Source organism: Pantoea sp. MBD-2R, from assembly GCF_039134845.1.
Taxonomy (GTDB): Bacteria; Pseudomonadota; Gammaproteobacteria; order Enterobacterales; family Enterobacteriaceae; genus Erwinia.
Map to the genome: position 1 here is coordinate 3,801,279 of NZ_CP152417.1, position 16,488 is coordinate 3,817,766.

A 16,488-nucleotide genomic window follows, 5' to 3' on the forward strand; every position below is an offset into this window, starting at 1 on the left:
AAAAACCCCACGTGAAAACGCGGGGTTCAGAGTCCGTCAGCAAGCCGGCTGTTATTTTCCTGAAGGGCGCAGTGCCGGGAACAGGATCACATCACGGATGGTGTGGCTGTTGGTGAACAGCATGACCATACGGTCGATGCCGATGCCCAGACCCGCCGTTGGCGGCAGACCGTGTTCCAGCGCCGTTACGTAGTCTTCGTCATAGAACATCGCTTCATCGTCACCCGCATCTTTCGCATTAACCTGTTGCAGGAAGCGTTCAGCCTGATCCTGAGCATCGTTCAGCTCGGAGAAGCCGTTACCGATTTCACGGCCGCCAATGAAGAACTCAAAGCGGTCGGTGATTTCCGGATTCTCGTCGTTGCGGCGAGCCAGTGGTGACACTTCAGCCGGGTATTCGGTAATGAAGGTTGGCTGGATCAGATGGCTTTCTGCCGTCTCTTCAAAGATCTCAGTGACCAGGCGGCCCAGACCCCAGCTCTTCTCAATTTTGATGCCCAGCGACTGCGCAATAACCGCCGCTTTATCAAAATCGTCGAGATCGGCGAGGTTGGTTTCCGGACGATATTTTTGAATGGCTTCTTTCATCGTCAGTTTGGCAAACGGCTTACCGAAGTCGAACTCCTGCTCGCCGTAAGGCACTACGGTGGTGCCCAGCACGTCCTGCGCCAGCGTACGGAACAGGCTTTCGGTCAGTTCGATCAGATCTTTGTAATCCGCATAAGCCATGTAGAGTTCCATCATGGTGAACTCTGGATTATGACGTGGCGAGATGCCTTCGTTACGGAAGTTACGGTTGATCTCGAATACGCGATCGAAGCCGCCCACCACCAGGCGCTTCAGATAGAGCTCCGGCGCAATACGCAGATACATGTCGATATCCAGCGCATTGTGATGGGTGATGAACGGACGCGCGGAAGCGCCGCCTGGGATCACCTGCATCATTGGGGTTTCCACTTCCATAAAGTCGCGGCCGACCATGAAGCTGCGGATACCCGCCATAATCTGCGAACGCACTTTAAAGGTGTTGCGTGATTCTTCGTTAGCGATCAGATCCAGATAGCGCTGGCGATAGCGCGTTTCCTGATCGGCAAGGCCGTGGAATTTATCCGGCAGCGGACGCAGCGCTTTGGTCAACAGACGCAGTTCACTACAGTGAATTGACAGTTCGCCGGTTTTGGTTTTAAACAGCTTACCGCGAGCACCGACGATATCGCCGAGATCCCACTTCTTGAACTGCTCGTTATAGATGCCTTCCGCCAGGTCATCACGGGAAACGTACAGCTGAATGCGGCCGCCAACGTCCTGAAGCGTGACAAACGACGCTTTGCCCATGATGCGGCGGGTCATCATACGACCGGCAACGCTGACCTCAACGCCCAGTTCTTCCAGCTCTTCGTTCTCTTTCGCATCATAACCGGCATGCAGCTGGTCAGAAGTGCTGTCGCGACGGAAGTCATTTGGAAATGCCACGCCGTTCTCGCGCAGCGCGCTGAGCTTTTCGCGACGCGTTTTCAGTTCGTTATTTAGCTCAACTGCGGCATCAGCGTTCTGCGGTTGTTGTTCTGACATGTCAGTTCCTTATAGCCCTGCTTTCAAACTTGCTTCAATGAATCGGTCCAGATCGCCATCCAGTACCGCCTGAGTATTTCGGGTTTCAACACCGGTGCGCAGATCCTTAATACGGGAATCATCCAGCACATAGGAGCGGATCTGGCTACCCCAACCGATATCGGATTTGTTGTCTTCCAGCGCCTGCTTCTCAGCATTTTTCTTCTGCATTTCCAGTTCGTAAAGCTTCGCTTTCATCTGCTTCATCGCCTGGTCTTTGTTTTTATGCTGAGAACGGTCGTTCTGGCACTGGGTCACGGTATTGGTCGGAATATGGGTAATACGTACCGCAGATTCTGTCCGGTTAACGTGCTGACCACCCGCACCGGAGGCGCGGTAAACGTCAATACGCAGATCGGCCGGGTTAATTTCAATATCAATGTTCTCATCCACTTCCGGATAGATAAACGCGGAGCTGAATGAGGTGTGGCGACGGCCGCCGGAGTCGAACGGGCTTTTACGCACCAGGCGATGCACGCCGGTTTCGGTACGCAGCCAGCCGAAGGCATAATCACCGATGATGCGCAGCGTAGCGGACTTAATACCGGCAACGTCGCCTTCAGATTCTTCGATGATTTCGGTTTTAAAGCCCCTGGCTTCTGCCCAGCGCAGATACATGCGAACCAGCATGCTCGCCCAGTCCTGCGCTTCTGTACCGCCGGAACCGGCCTGAATATCGATGTAGCAATCGGCGCTGTCGTATTCGCCAGAGAACATGCGGCGGAATTCCAGCTCGGCAAGTTTCTTATCCAGCCCGTCCAGCTCGGCGACCGCTTCGTTGAAGGTGTCTTCATCATCCGCTTCAACCGCCAGTTCAAGCAGACCCGCAACATCTTCCAGACCCTGGCTCATCTGATCCAGCGTCTCAACAATGGCTTCCAGTGAGGAGCGTTCTTTACCCAACGCCTGTGCGCGCTCTGGCTCGTTCCACACATCCGGCTGTTCCAGCTCGGCGTTAACTTCTTCTAAACGTTCTTTCTTGGCATCGTAGTCAAAGATACCCCCTAAGAACGCCGCTGCGCTCAGAGAGATCCTGAATTCGGTTCTTTACCGGATTAATTTCAAACATGATTTAAGATCTTCAACAGACTGGAGTGATCTGTGCAGTTTAACTGAATTTGCGGGTAGTTTGTAGCATTGAAGGTCGGGATGAGGCTTAAGGCTGAGAGGATATGTCAGTAGCGGCCAGGCTGGCCGCTACGACAGGATAACAGGCGCACTCAGCCAGCTACAGCGGCCAGAGATGCTCAATAATCAGCTGAACGCTGCGGTTGCCGCGAAACTCATTGATATCCAGCTTATAGGCCAGCTCAACCTGCTTCACGCTCGGATCCGGCCACAATGCCGTATCAATATTAAAGGCGATGCCGTCGAGTAACGGGCCGCCGCCCAGCGGTTCGATCATGACTTTTAAATGACGCTCGCCGACCAGCCGCTGCTGGATAAGTTTAAATTTACCGTCGAACTGCGGCTCAGGAAACGCCTGGCCCCACGGACCGGCTTCGCGCAACAGCTCGGCAGTCGGTAACGTTAGCTCCTGCGCCATCAGCTCGCCATCTGACCAGACCACGCCCTGTAGCGATTCCTCATCCAGCCATTCGCCCACCAGATCGCCAAAACGCTGGCGGAACTCATCAAATTTCGATGCTTCCAGCGACAGGCCAGCCGCCATCGCATGTCCGCCAAACTTCAGCATCAGTCCCGGATTCAGCGTATCAAGCCGTTCCAGCGCGTCGCGCATATGCAGTCCGCTAATTGAGCGCCCGGAACCTTTCAGCGTCCCGTCGCCGCTTGGCGCAAACGCGATCACCGGACGGTGGAAACGCTCTTTTAATCGCGAGGCCAGTATGCCAACTACGCCCTGATGCCACTCAGGATGGTACATTGCAATGCCAAGCGGTAGCGCTTCATTACTGCGCTCCAGCGCATCGCAGAGCGCCAGCGCTTCCGTTTGCATCCCCTGCTCAATTTCCTTGCGCGTCTGATTCAGCGCATCCAGCTCGTTGGCCAGCATCCGCGCCTGAGAAATATCCTCACTCAGCAGTAAGGCTACCCCGACGGACATATCGTCAAGACGCCCAGCGGCATTCAGCCTTGGCCCAAGCGCGAAACCGAGATCGCTTGCCGCCAGCTGACGCGCGTCGCGATTGGCGATTTCCAGTAGTGCTTTAATGCCGACACGACACTGGCCTGCACGTATGCGGCTCAATCCCTGCCAGACCAGAATGCGGTTATTCGCATCCAGCGGCACCACATCGGCTACGGTGCCAAGCGCCACTAAATCCAGCAGCCCGGCCAGATTGGGCAAGGTTTCTGCGCCGCTGTCGCGCAGGGTCGCCCGCAGTGCCAGCATCAGATAAAAGGCGACGCCCACGCCCGCCAGCGAGCGCGAAGGGAATTCGCAGTCTGGCAGGTTAGGATTAACGATTGCTTCGGCGTCCGGCAGCGTCTCACCCGGTAAGTGGTGATCGGTAATAACGACGGCAATGCCTTTCTCATGCGCCAGACTTACGCCAGCATGGGATGAAATGCCGTTATCGACGGTAACAATCAGCTGCGCGCCGCGTGCAGCGGCCTGCTCGACCACTTCGGGGCTGAGGCCGTAACCATCATCAAAACGGTTGGGCACCAGATATTTAACGTTGCGTCCGCCCATGCTGCGCAATGCGAGCACCGTCAGTGCGGTACTGGTTGCGCCATCGGCATCAAAATCGCCCACGATCATGATGCACAAATTATCCGCAATGGCTTTTTGCAGAATTTCCGCCGCGCGCTGAATGCCGCTCAGCGAGTGAAAGGAGTGCAGATTTTTAGCACCGCGTTCAAGCTCAACAGGCTGCTGCACACCACGATGAGCATAGAGACGACGTAATAAGGGATGCAGATTATCAGGAAGCTCGCATCCTTCCGCCGCCACGCGGCGGCGGAGTTCAGTTTTACGGTTCACGGCTATTTGCTGCCCGCTTTCTGACCATCAAGCAGCTGCTTCATCTCCTGGGGTCCCTGGTAGCCAGGGATCATCATGCCGTTTTGCAGCAGAATAGCGGGCGTTCCCTGGATGCCGTACAGAATGCCCAGTTTATATTGCTGAGAAAGATCGATATTGCAGTCAGCTGGCGCGACCGTTTCGCCTTTCATCGCGGCATCAAAAGCTTTTTTGCGATCGGCCGCACACCAGACGGATTTCATCTCTTTCGCGACTTGTCCGTTCATTCCTTCGCGAGGGAAAGCAAGATAGCGAACGGTGATGCCTAACGCGTTATAGTCAGCCATCTGGGCGTGCAGTTTATGGCAGTAGCCGCAGGTGATATCGGTGAAGACCGTGATCACATGCTGCTCTTTTGCTGCCTTATACACGATCATTTCGTTGCTCAGCGCGGCGACTTTTTTCTCCAGCAGCTTGTTGGTCACGTTGACCGGCTGCCCGCCACTGACGTCATACAGCGGCCCCTGGATAAACTGCTTGCCGTCTTCGGTAACGTAGAGCACGCCGCTTTCGGTCAGGACTGTTTTCATCCCCGGAAGCGAAGAGGGCTGAATATCAATTTGCTGTAGTCCAAGCTTTTTTAATGATTGTTGGATAGCGGCATCATCGGCGTGTGCCAGGCCAGTAACGGCCGAGATCAACAAAGAAAGTAAAAGGTAACGCTTTTTCATTTATGGTCCTTAAAGCCTCATTCGCGGGCTGTTTTGATTCCACATCAGGCACGGGGATGATGCTGTTGATGTAACTTACGCAGTCGCTCAGTGGCGACGTGGGTATAAATTTGGGTCGTTGACAGATCGCTGTGTCCCAAAAGCATTTGTACGACACGCAGATCGGCTCCGTGGTTCAGCAAATGCGTGGCAAAAGCGTGGCGCAGCACGTGAGGAGAAAGTTTTTCGCTGTCGATGCCCGCTAGTGTGGCGTAATGTTTAATCCGATGCCAGAAAGTTTGCCGGGTCATTTGCTGCGCACGGTTGCTGGGAAACAGCACGTCCAGCGTTTGTCCGTTAAGCAGCCACGGACGACCATATTCAATATACTGTTCCAGCCAGTGCAGCGCTTCTTCGCCCAGCGGCACCAGCCGTTCCTTATCACCTTTCCCAATAACTCTCACCACGCCCTGACGCAGGCTGACGTTATTTAAGGTAAGGCTGACCAGCTCGGTGACGCGTAATCCCGTGGCGTACAGCAGTTCCAGCATCGCTTTATCACGCAGCTCAAGCGGGATTTCCGTCGAAGGTGCATTTAACAACCGATCAATCTGTGCCTCGCTAAGATCTTTCGGCAGCCGCTGGGGCAGCTTCGGCGAAGCCAGTAGCGCACTCGGATCGTCCTCGCGCAGCTTTTCACGATAGAGATACTGAAAAAGGCGACGCATGGCGCTTAGCAAGCGCGCCGAACTGCTTGCCTTGTAACCCCCCTCCAGCCGTTCCGAGAGAAAGCTTTGCAAATCAACGGAATCGACGTGGCGAAGGTCTTTTTCATGATGCGCCAGCCAGCTGGCCAGTGACATTAAATCGAGACGATAAGAGGCCACGGTGTTTTCCGCCAGGTTGCGCTCGATCCACAAGGCATCAAGAAACTGTTCGATCAGGTCGCTGTCCTGCACATCATCTCCTTTTGCGGATGCCGGTTGGCAAAACCGCCGTCAAAGCTCAATTCTGATATAATTCGCGCCATTGCACCAAGTAAATTGAGTTTAGCGCATATGAATATTGGTCTGTTTTATGGTTCAAGCACATGCTACACCGAGATGGCAGCAGAAAAGATCCGCGATTTTATTGGCGATGACCTGGTCACGCTGCATAACCTGAAAGACGACTCGCCGCGGTTGATGGAGCAGTACGACATGCTGATCCTTGGCATCCCTACCTGGGATTTTGGCGAATTACAGGAGGACTGGGAAGCTATCTGGACTGAGCTTCCTGACCTTAACCTTCACGGTAAAATTGTGGCGCTTTATGGCATGGGCGATCAGGCGGAATACAGCGAGTGGTTCCTTGACGCACTGGGCATGCTTCATGATGTGCTGGTGCCTTCAGGCGTGAAATTTGTTGGTTTCTGGCCCAATGAAGGATACGAATTTACCAGCAAGAAGCCGTTAACGGCTGACGGTAAACAGTTCGTTGGCCTGGCGCTGGATGACGTCAACCAGTTTGAAGAGACGGACGAGCGCATTGCCCAGTGGTGCGAACAAATCCTGACGGAAATGGCTGAGGCGCTGTAAGGACTTTGTAATGACCCTATGGCGCTGAATCACTCAAAAACCTGCCAGAACCCGCACTGAAGAAGGTTTACGACAAGCTGATCGGCGATGCCACGTCCATGACCAGCCGAACAGCTACCCAGCTCGCGCTCAGGGTGCGCCACCAGCGACAGGACAGTAATTTCAGGCGTGTGCAGCGCGACGCCGTTCGATCAGTCTGGTGGCAATAGACTCCACTGCCGCAAAGTCCTTTGAAACGCTGGCTCTGAGTGCCAGATTCCACTTGCTGAGTGTTCGGGCATTAACAGCCAGTTCGCTGCCTGCTTTAATTCGCCCATTCTCTGCCAGCCATTCTGCAACGTCAGCCCAATCCCAAAGCGGTGACTGGCCTTTAATGCGTTGTATCGGGCAGGGGAAATCACCGTTACCACGCGTGCCGTCTTTCAGCATAGCGATGGCCTGGCGGGACATTTCAGTGATATCTTTGCATATTGAGCAAAATTAACGGGCTTTGCATTACCCTGGTAACGCATGTCCTGAACGTCATGCGTTACCAGGGTGTTCCCATCAAATTCGTGCAAACCTCATGGTGTCTTTTCCAGGCTTTTATGTTTAGAGACGCCTGCCCGGATTGAGCAGCTGCTGACGCAGCTGCCGCCATTCGTCTTCGCTCATGCTGTCACTTAGCAGCCAGAGCTTCTCCTGCGCGCCTTTCGCCGAGCGTAATGTCAGTAACATTGCCTGCCGGGTAATCCACGGCCGACCGTAGATCTGCCATTGCTGTCGCCGCCACTGCATCTGACGCCCTTCCAGCAGCGCGATATCCCCTTCCCGACTGCGGATCCGCCGTTGGCTACGCACGCATTCAAACACCGCAAGCGTGACCAACAACATCCAGACCACCGTATAGCTGGCAGGCCAGGGGGCCAGCAGCAATGCCAGAATCACTACGCCGTGCAGCAGCAGGGAGATCCACTGGGCACGCCAGGAAACCCGCAGGTCAGAGTGCCACAGGGCCACGTTGCTGGTTTCGCAATTGAATCAAATTCACCATGCGCTTCAGCTCAGGATCGGCGGGTTCACCATGATTCATCAACCAGTTAAACAGATCGGGATCGTCGTTTTCCAACAGTCGAATAAACAGATGCTTGTCGCTGTCGCTTAGCGAGTCATATTCAAACTCAAAAAACGGCATGATGGAGATATCCAGTTCGCGCATGCCGCGACGACATGCCCAGTGAACACGAGCTTTATTACTAATATCCATTTTACCCATCGTCAGTCAGTCAAATATGGGCGCTAGTGTAGCGCTTTTTCGCGGGGATGTTGATGCTGCAATTTTCATCCTGCGTAATGGTTTGCAAAACAGCTGCATACGTTGCAGGGTTATCACGCGTTTTGTGCGTCATTTTCAGAAAACCGGTTGCAAAGCCCCCCGGCTCTTTTAACATGAGTAGCAGGGCTTATCTTACTTCAGGACTCAATCATGCCGACTTTCTCTTTCCCGCCGCGTCAACCTGCGGCTTCGGCGCGTCTGCCGCTTACGCTGATCTCGCTGGAAGAGTGGGCGCTGGTGAACGTAACTGGCGCTGACCGCGTCAGTTATTTACAGGGGCAGCTTACGCTGGATGTTGCGGCCCTCGGCGCCAATGCCCATCTGCCTGCTGCCCACTGTGATGCCAAAGGAAAAATGTGGAGCAATCTGCGCCTGTTTCATCGCGGCGAAAATCTGGCTTATCTGGAGCGCCGTGGCCTGCGGGACACGCAGATTAGCGAACTAAAAAAATATGCCATTTTCGCCAAAGTTGCGATTGAAGCCGATGACGAAGCCGTGCTGCTTGGCGTAGCGGGTTTCCAGGCGCGAGCGGCGCTGGCGGGTTTCTTCACCACGCTGCCTGATGCCGAAAACCCGGTTGTTCAGCAGGAAGAGTCGACTCTGCTTTGGTTCAGTGCTCCCGCAGAACGCTTCCTGCTAATTACCAGCGCGGATAAAGCGCAGGCGCTGCGCAAGGCGCTGGACGGTCAGGCGCAGCTCAATGACAGCACGCAATGGCTGGCGCTGAATATCGAAGCCGGATTGCCGGTAATTGATGCCGCAACCAGCGCACAATTTATCCCTCAGGCGACGAATATGCAGGCACTGGATGCCATCAGCTTTAAAAAAGGCTGTTACACCGGTCAGGAAATGGTGGCGCGTGCAAAATTCCGCGGAGCGAATAAGCGAGCATTATACTGGCTGGCCGGTACTGCCGGGCGCGTTCCGGCTGCAAACGACTCGCTGGAGATGAAGCTGGGTGAGAACTGGCGTCGCACCGGCACCATTCTGGCGGCCTGCCAGTTGGAAAATGGCGATGTTTGGGTGCAGGCGGTATTGAATAACGATCTGGAGCCGGACGCTGAACTGCGCGTTCAGGGCGATGAAGGCGGCAAGCTGGCGATACAACCGCTGCCTTACGCGCTGAGTTAATGTTTACCGGGGCCAGCGGCGGCCCCGGATTTATCGTTACATGACGTAAAGATAAATAGCGAGGAAGTGGCAGATGCTTCCCCCTAAGACAAAGCCATGCCAGATGGCGTGATTGTAAGGGATGCGCTTTGAAACATAGAAAATCACGCCCAGGGAATAGACTACCCCACCTGCTGCCAGCAGCCAGATCCCACCCGCAGGTAGCTTTAACGCCAGCTGATAAATCACCACCAGCGAAAGCCAGCCCATCAGCATATAAGTAATCACCGACAATGCCTCAAAGCGGTGAATAAACGCCAGCTTAAAGAGCACGCCTGCCAGCGCCAGACTCCAGATCACCACCAACAGGCCATGCGCCAGCGGCGACTTCAGGCCCACCAGCAGAAAAGGTGTATAGGTACCGGCGATCAGAATATAGATAGCGCAGTGATCCAGCTTTTGCAGCCAGAGTTTAGCCCGCGGATGAGGAATGGCATGATAGAGAGTAGAGGCCAGAAACAGCAGGATCATACTGCCGCCATAAAGGCTGTAGCTGGTGATAGCCAGCGTATCTGCCCGGCTTTCTACCGCTTGCGACAGCAGCAAAACCAGCCCCACGATGCCAAAGATAAATCCGATACCATGACTGATGCTGTTGGCAATTTCTTCGGCCAGGGAATAGCCCTGGTCGAGTAATTTTTTATTAGCCATTGCAGATGTTCTCCATTTTCTCAAGCAGACAGGCTGAAGCCGCAGGGTGCGCAGACCCGACGTTTTTGCTAAATCCTACTCAGCCTGCCTGAAAAACGCGCACGATCAGCGTAGCGTAGAAAAATTTCAGAGTACACCTGTAAGCTAAAATAAACTGTGAGGGGCTGTTACCTGCCGCCTGCCGCCTGCCGCCTGCCGCATCGATAATGCTGCCGCCGGTTACCAATGCCGTTTTCATATAAACGCCGAATAGAAAAAAGGGCACCTTATGTGCCCTTAATAATAGCGTCGCCAGCGGCGGAAAATTACTCGTACTCGCTCATCGGTACACAGGAGCAGAACAGGTTACGGTCGCCGTAAACGTCATCGAGACGCTTCACGGTCGGCCAGTATTTGTTATGGCTGCCTGCCGGGAACACCGCCAGCTCACGCGTATAAGGATGCGACCAGTCGCCCACAATTTCCATTTGGGTATGCGGCGCGTTGACCAGAGGATTGTCCTCCGCAGGCCATTCGCCTTCTGCTACGCGATCGATTTCCATACGAATTGCCAGCATCGCGTCGATAAAGCGGTCCAGTTCCAGTTTGCTTTCCGATTCTGTCGGCTCCACCATCAGCGTGCCGGCAACCGGGAACGACATGGTTGGCGCATGGAAACCGTAGTCAATCAGACGCTTGGCAATATCCAGCTCGCTGATACCGGTCTGCTCTTTCAGCGGGCGAATATCCAGAATACATTCGTGCGCCACGCGGCCGTCTCGCCCGGTATAGAGAATGGGATAAGCTGACTGCAAGCGGGTGGCAATATAGTTAGCATTCAGGATGGCTACCGAACTGGCCTGTTTCAGCCCTTCCGCGCCCATCATACGGATGTACATCCAGCTGATAGGCAGGATGGAGGCGCTGCCGAAAGGCGCAGCGGATACCGCGCCCTGCTGCGTCAGTACGCCATCAATCTGAACCACGCTGTGACCCGGCACAAACGGCGCGAGATGGGCTTTTACGCCAATCGGTCCCATACCCGGGCCGCCACCACCGTGAGGAATACAGAAGGTTTTATGCAGGTTAAGGTGCGAAACGTCTGCGCCGATGTAGCCCGGCGTGGTGATGCCGACCTGAGCGTTCATGTTGGCCCCGTCCAGATACACCTGCCCACCGTACTGATGCACAATCTGGCAGACTTCACGAATGGTTTCTTCGTACACGCCGTGGGTTGAAGGATAGGTCACCATTATGCAGGAGAGCGCTTCGCCAGCCTGCTCTGCTTTTGCCCGCAGGTCGTGCAGATCGATATTGCCTTGCTTATCACAAGCGACCACCACCACCTCCATTCCGGCCATTTGTGCCGACGCCGGGTTGGTACCGTGAGCGGAACTCGGGATCAGGCAAATATGGCGTCCGCCTTCGTTACGGCTTTCATGATAACGGCGGATCGCCAGCAGGCCCGCATATTCGCCCTGCGCACCCGAGTTTGGCTGCATACAAAGCGCGTCGTAGCCCGTTAGCTGCACCAGCCATTGAGAAAGCTGGCCGATCATTTGCAGATAACCGGTCGCCTGGTCCGCCGGACAGAACGGATGCATTTCCGAAAATTCAGGCCAGGTGATCGGGATCATTTCTGCGGCGGCGTTCAGTTTCATCGTGCAGGAACCGAGCGGGATCATCGCCTGATTCAGCGCCAGATCTTTACGCTCAAGGCTATGCATGTAGCGCATCATCTCCGTTTCGCTGTGGTAGCGATTGAAGACCGGATGGGTCAGGATAGCCTCCTCACGCAGCATGCCAGCAGGCACCGAAGCACTGCCGGCGGCCACCTCTTCATCCAGCGTCTCAATATCTGCAACCTTGTCTTCGCCCAGCAGAACAGAAAGCAGCGCCGCGACATCTTCACGCGTAGTGGTTTCATCGAGCGTGATGCCTACGGCGTTATGAATGTCGGTACGCAGGTTGATGCCGAAGCTCAGCGCACGATCCAATACGGCCGCTTTATCATCTACCTCAACGGTCAGCGTGTCGAACCAGCTCTGATGGCGCAGCGTTAGCCCGCCTTTTTGCAGCCCAACGGCGAGAATATCGGTCAGGCGATGAATGCGGGAAGCGATGCGTTTCAGGCCTGCCGGACCGTGAAATACCGCATACAGACTGGCGATATTGGCCAGCAGAACCTGGGAAGTACAGATATTAGAGTTCGCTTTTTCACGGCGAATATGCTGCTCGCGCGTCTGCATTGCCATCCGCAGCGCGGTATTGCCAGCGGCATCGCGCGAAACACCGATAATGCGGCCAGGCATAGAGCGTTTGTACTCATCGCGGGCCGCGAAGAAAGCGGCGTGCGGCCCGCCGTACCCCATCGGAACGCCAAAGCGTTGTGCAGACCCAAATACAATATCCGCGCCCTGCTTGCCCGGCGCCTGTAACAGCACCAGCGACATAAAATCGGCGGCCACGCTGACAATGACTTTCCGGCTTTTTAGTTCAGTAATTAAATCAGCGTAATGATGTACTTCGCCGGTTGTGCCTACCTGCTGTAACAGCACGCCAAACACATCCTGATGATCCAGCACCTTTTCAGCTTTATCGACCAGCACCTCAAAACCAAACGTTTCGGCACGCGTGCGCACGACGTCCAGCGTTTGTGGATGAATATCGTCAGCGACAAAGAAGCGGTTAGCCGTTTTCAACTTGCTGACGCGTTTTGCCATCGCCATCGCTTCTGCCGCGGCGGTAGCTTCGTCCAGCAGCGAAGCGGAGGCAATATCCAGCCCGCTCAGATCTTGCGTCACCTGCTGGAAATTGAGCAGTGCTTCCAGACGTCCCTGCGACACCTCAGGCTGATACGGCGTATAGGCCGTGTACCAACCCGGGTTTTCCAGCATGTTGCGCAGGATAACCGGTGGCGTCAGTACCGGGGTATAGCCCATGCCGATACAGGATTTATAGCGCAAATTCTGACTGGCTATCGCTTTCAGCTCCGCCAGAGCCTGATGCTCAGTTAGCGCATCGCCAATCGCTGGCGGCCCCGGTAACTGAATATCAGCCGGAACGATGGAGGCGATCAGGTCGGAGAGCGATTCGGCGCCGGTCGCGTTTAGCATCGCCTGTTGCTGCTCCTGCGACGGACCAATGTGACGTTCGATAAAGGCGCCGGTGTGTTCAAGCTGGCTGAGAGTCTGGGTCATTAGCGAAAAATCCTGAATCGGGCGAAAGCGGGCGTATCCGCCTTACGTTGGCTACGGGTGGCGTGTCCACCCTTAAAAGTTACTCGTCGATGCTGGCTTTATAAGCATCGGCATCCAGCAGATTGTCCAGCTCGCTTTCATCGCTGGCTCTGATTTTAAACAGCCAGCCTTCGCTATAAGAAGCGCTGTTGACCAGCTCCGGCTCGCCATCTAACGCCGCGTTAACCTCAACGATTTCGCCGCTGAGTGGCGCATAGATATCGGAAGCGGCCTTTACCGACTCGGCGACCGCGCAGTCATCACCCTGGCTGTAGGTGGTGCCAACATCCGGGAGATCGACAAAAACCATATCGCCCAGCAGTTCCTGAGCATGTTCGGTAATGCCAACGGTATAGATGCCGTCCGCTTCTTTACGTACCCATTCATGGCTGTCACGGTATTTCAGTTCATTTGGCACATTGCTCATCACCAGCTCTCCTTTATGTTTATTGGTGGCGTATCCGGCCGATACATGACCGGATACCTCCTTTTATGCGACCGGTTTTCCGGCGCGAACAAAAATCGGTTTTGTCACTTTGACGGGCAGCTCGCGATTGCGGATCTGGACGATGGCCTGCTCGCCAATGCCTGCGGGTACGCGAGCAAGGGCAATACTGCATCCTAAAGTCGGCGAAAAGGATCCGCTGGTGATAATGCCTTCCTGAAGATTGCCTGCCGCATCGGTAAAGCGCACCGGCAGCGCGTTACGCAACACGCCTTTTTCGGTCATGATCAGCCCAACCAGCTGTTCTGTGCCTCTGTTTCGTTGCGCCAGCAGCGCTTCACGGCCAATAAATTCGCGATCTTCAGGCTGCCATGCAACCGTCCAGCCCATGTTGGCGGCCAGAGGATTAACGCCTTCATCCATTTCCTGGCCATACAGGTTCATACCCGCTTCCAGCCGCAGCGTATCGCGCGCGCCCAGTCCGGCGGGCTTAACGCCTGCGATCACCAGCTTTTGCCAGAAATCGGCGGCCTGCTCATCAGGCAACGCGATTTCATAACCCGCCTCGCCGGTATAGCCGGTGGTAGCAATAAACAGATCCCCGGCCTGTACGCCGAAGAAAGGTTTCATTCCGGCGACGGCCTGACGCTGGGTCTCATTAAACAGCGCCTGCGCTTTTGCCTGGGCATGTGGCCCCTGAATGGCAATCAGCGATAAATCATCACGAACCCTCAGTTCAACGTTAAACGGCTGAGCCTGCGAGGAGATCCAGGCGAGATCTTTTTCCCGCGTCGCGGAGTTAACCACCAGCCGGAAAAAGTCTTCGGTCATAAAGTAAACAATCAGATCGTCAATTACGCCAGCCGAAGCGTTAAGCATCGCGCTATAAAGCGCCTTGCCTGGCTGAGTGAGTTTGGCCACGTCGTTGGCGAGCAGATAACGAAGGAATTCACGGGTGCGGACGCCGTGTAAATCAACAATGGTCATGTGCGACACGTCGAACATTCCGGCATCGGTACGGACAGCATGGTGTTCATCCATCTGCGAACCGTAATGAAGCGGCATCATCCAGCCGTGAAAATCCACCATGCGCGCGCCGCAGGCCTGATGCTGTTCGAACAAGGGAGTTTGCTGAGTCATATCAATCCTGTATGCAAGTTGCCAGGCGCCACGACGAGCGGGCGCAAACGATATCCTTCCTTCGAACTTATCACTGAACACGGCCTTAAACCATAAGTTAAACAAGGTCTGATTTTTTTAAGCCGTTTTTTACTACGCAAAGCGCTGTAGCTATTTACACCAATAAATGGCGCAATATTACGCATATATCTCATTATCTGCGCATAATTTCAGGTCAAAAGCCGTGTTTTTTCACTTCAGGAATAAATAAATGCTTTAAGCGCCAAACACACACATAAATAAAAGTAATGCGAAGAGCGTAGCTAAATTAGAATTTTTCAAATGAGGCACAACGCTGGCGCAGCCATGCACAAGAAAAGTGCGCAGGCCGTTTTCTGCTATCGGGGAAGCTGAAATAAGAAGGCGTCGAAAGGGGTGAAAACCCAAATACCAGGCGTTTTTTTAGTCAGAAAACAGAGAGAAAGGACGTTCCCGGAGCCTGGGAGTAGCGCTCCGGGTCAAACAAGGAGATTTAGCGCAACCACTCCGGCAGATCGTTAAGCCCCATCGCCTGCTTCAGCAGCCGTGGCTTCACGCCCGGCAGATTATCGGCAAGGCTCATACCAATATCCCGCAGCAGCTTTTTCGCCGGGTTATTACCATCAAACAATTCGCGGAATCCTTGCATACCGGCCAGCATCATTGCGGCACTGTGCTTACGGCTGCGCTCATAGCGGCGAAGATAAAGATGCTGACCGATATCTTTCCCCTGCTGATGCAGGCGTTTCACTTCACCGATGAGTTCAGCGGCATCCATAAAACCAAGATTGACGCCCTGCCCGGCTAAAGGATGAATGGTATGGGCTGCGTCGCCCACCAGCGCCAGCCGATGCGCCGCGAAGTTACGCGCATAGCGTCCCATCAGCGGGAAGGTTTTGCGTTCGCTTTCCAGCGTGCACAGGCCTAAACGCAGGTCGAAGGCAACGGAAAGCTGTTGATTAAACACCTCTTCCGGCATCGACTGTAAGCGGGTCGCTTCCTGCGGAGGAAGAGACCAGACAATGGAACAGAGATGCGGATCGCCCAGCGGCAGAAACGCTAAAATCCCATCGCCATGGAAAACCTGACGGGCTACGGCGTCGTGCGGCTGTTCGGTACGAATATTGGCAACCAGCGCGTGATGTTCGTAGTCCCAGAACGTCAGTGGGATATCCGCTTTGTTGCGTAACCAGGAGTTCGCACCGTCCGCAGCAACCAGCAGTCGCGCACTCATCATCGTGCCATCGCTCAGCGTCACAAAGGCTTCATTATCGCCAAAAGCGACCTGCTGAAGTTCAGCAGGCGAAATCAACGTGATATCGCTCAGCTCGCTGGCTTTTTCCCACAGCGCCTGGTGGATAATCGGGTTCTCGATGATATGGCCAAGATGAGCCAGCCCCTGCTGGCCATCATCAAACGCAATGCGGCCAAAGCTGTCGCGATCCCACACTTCCATGCCGTGATAAGCACTGGCGCGTTTGGCCAAAATGCGCGTCCAGACATCAAGATGCTGTAGCAGCCGTTCACTGGCTGCATTAATCGCCGAAACCCTCAACGCGGGTGGCGCATCGGCTGATAACGTCTGCGGCGCTTCACGCTCAAGTACGGCTATTTTCATGCCGCTGCCCTGCAAACCACAGGCCACGGCCAGACCGACCATTCCGCCTCCGGCAACGATCACATCATAAGTTTGCATCACTGCTTTTC

At 54.7% G+C, this 16,488-nt stretch carries 14 protein-coding genes and 1 pseudogene; 2 read left to right on the forward strand and 13 right to left on the reverse strand.

The window, feature by feature from the left end:
• Positions 1–51: 51 nt before the first annotated feature.
• The 5 genes from lysS to xerD all read right to left on the reverse strand — a co-directional run bounded on the left by lysS (position 52) and on the right by xerD (position 6,206).
• Positions 52–1,572, reverse strand: coding sequence for a lysine--tRNA ligase (gene lysS, locus AAGQ96_RS17380; protein ID WP_147199658.1), 1,521 nt, complete (start codon positions 1,570–1,572; stop codon positions 52–54).
• A gap of 9 nt (positions 1,573–1,581) precedes the next feature.
• Positions 1,582–2,680, reverse strand: a protein-coding gene (gene prfB / locus AAGQ96_RS17385) for a peptide chain release factor 2 (RefSeq protein ID WP_342754158.1) whose coding sequence is annotated in 2 segments (ribosomal slippage) — positions 1,582–2,604 and positions 2,606–2,680 — 1,098 coding nt in all. Because the reading frame shifts where the segments join, the coding sequence is not laid out codon by codon here.
• 159 nt (positions 2,681–2,839) lie between these two features.
• Complete coding sequence (gene recJ, locus AAGQ96_RS17390) at positions 2,840–4,558, reverse strand: single-stranded-DNA-specific exonuclease RecJ (RefSeq protein ID WP_342754159.1); 1,719 nt, start codon at positions 4,556–4,558, stop codon at positions 2,840–2,842.
• Between the two features lie 2 nt (positions 4,559–4,560).
• Positions 4,561–5,268: a bifunctional protein-disulfide isomerase/oxidoreductase DsbC gene (dsbC, locus tag AAGQ96_RS17395; protein ID WP_147199661.1), complete on the reverse strand. Its 708-nt coding sequence runs from the start codon at positions 5,266–5,268 to the stop codon at positions 4,561–4,563.
• A gap of 44 nt (positions 5,269–5,312) precedes the next feature.
• The gene (gene xerD, locus AAGQ96_RS17400) at positions 5,313–6,206 is read right to left on the reverse strand and encodes a site-specific tyrosine recombinase XerD (RefSeq protein ID WP_147199662.1); all 894 of its coding nucleotides are present in this window, start codon (positions 6,204–6,206) and stop codon (positions 5,313–5,315) included.
• Between the two features lie 99 nt (positions 6,207–6,305).
• Between xerD and fldB the strand changes: the two genes are divergently transcribed.
• Entirely contained in the window at positions 6,306–6,824 is a 519-nt protein-coding gene (gene fldB / locus AAGQ96_RS17405) for a flavodoxin FldB (protein WP_147199663.1), read from the forward strand.
• A 162-nt stretch (positions 6,825–6,986) separates the two neighbouring features.
• Here fldB and AAGQ96_RS17410 read toward each other — a convergent pair.
• The 3 genes and pseudogenes from AAGQ96_RS17410 to sdhE form a co-directional block, all read right to left on the reverse strand.
• A pseudogene (locus AAGQ96_RS17410) lies at positions 6,987–7,286 on the reverse strand (DNA-binding protein); the annotation flags it as partial.
• A 129-nt stretch (positions 7,287–7,415) separates the two neighbouring features.
• Positions 7,416–7,823, reverse strand: a complete 408-nt coding sequence (locus AAGQ96_RS17415; RefSeq protein WP_342754160.1) for a protein YgfX — start codon at positions 7,821–7,823, stop codon at positions 7,416–7,418.
• Positions 7,804–8,070, reverse strand: a complete 267-nt coding sequence (gene sdhE / locus AAGQ96_RS17420; RefSeq protein WP_147199665.1) for an FAD assembly factor SdhE — start codon at positions 8,068–8,070, stop codon at positions 7,804–7,806. The genes AAGQ96_RS17415 and sdhE overlap by 20 nt, the downstream gene beginning before the upstream one ends.
• Before the next feature lie 219 nt (positions 8,071–8,289).
• On the opposite strand from sdhE, the gene ygfZ reads away from it, so the two are divergent.
• Positions 8,290–9,270 (forward strand): tRNA-modifying protein YgfZ, encoded by a 981-nt coding sequence (ygfZ, locus tag AAGQ96_RS17425; RefSeq protein WP_342754161.1) that lies wholly within the window; start codon positions 8,290–8,292, stop codon positions 9,268–9,270.
• 36 nt (positions 9,271–9,306) lie between these two features.
• On the opposite strand, the gene AAGQ96_RS17430 is transcribed toward ygfZ, so the two are convergent.
• The 5 genes from AAGQ96_RS17430 to ubiI all read right to left on the reverse strand — a co-directional run bounded on the left by AAGQ96_RS17430 (position 9,307) and on the right by ubiI (position 16,477).
• Complete coding sequence (locus AAGQ96_RS17430; RefSeq protein ID WP_342754162.1) at positions 9,307–9,960, reverse strand: hemolysin III family protein; 654 nt, start codon at positions 9,958–9,960, stop codon at positions 9,307–9,309.
• Between the two features lie 305 nt (positions 9,961–10,265).
• On the reverse strand, positions 10,266–13,139 hold the full coding sequence (gcvP, locus tag AAGQ96_RS17435; RefSeq protein WP_342754163.1) for an aminomethyl-transferring glycine dehydrogenase: 2,874 nt from the start codon (positions 13,137–13,139) through the stop codon (positions 10,266–10,268).
• 79 nt (positions 13,140–13,218) lie between these two features.
• Complete coding sequence (gcvH, locus tag AAGQ96_RS17440; protein ID WP_147199669.1) at positions 13,219–13,605, reverse strand: glycine cleavage system protein GcvH; 387 nt, start codon at positions 13,603–13,605, stop codon at positions 13,219–13,221.
• 63 nt (positions 13,606–13,668) lie between these two features.
• Positions 13,669–14,763, reverse strand: a complete 1,095-nt coding sequence (gene gcvT, locus AAGQ96_RS17445) for a glycine cleavage system aminomethyltransferase GcvT (protein ID WP_342754164.1) — start codon at positions 14,761–14,763, stop codon at positions 13,669–13,671.
• A 511-nt stretch (positions 14,764–15,274) separates the two neighbouring features.
• Entirely contained in the window at positions 15,275–16,477 is a 1,203-nt protein-coding gene (ubiI, locus tag AAGQ96_RS17450) for an FAD-dependent 2-octaprenylphenol hydroxylase (protein WP_342755582.1), read from the reverse strand.
• Positions 16,478–16,488: the final 11 nt, after the last annotated feature.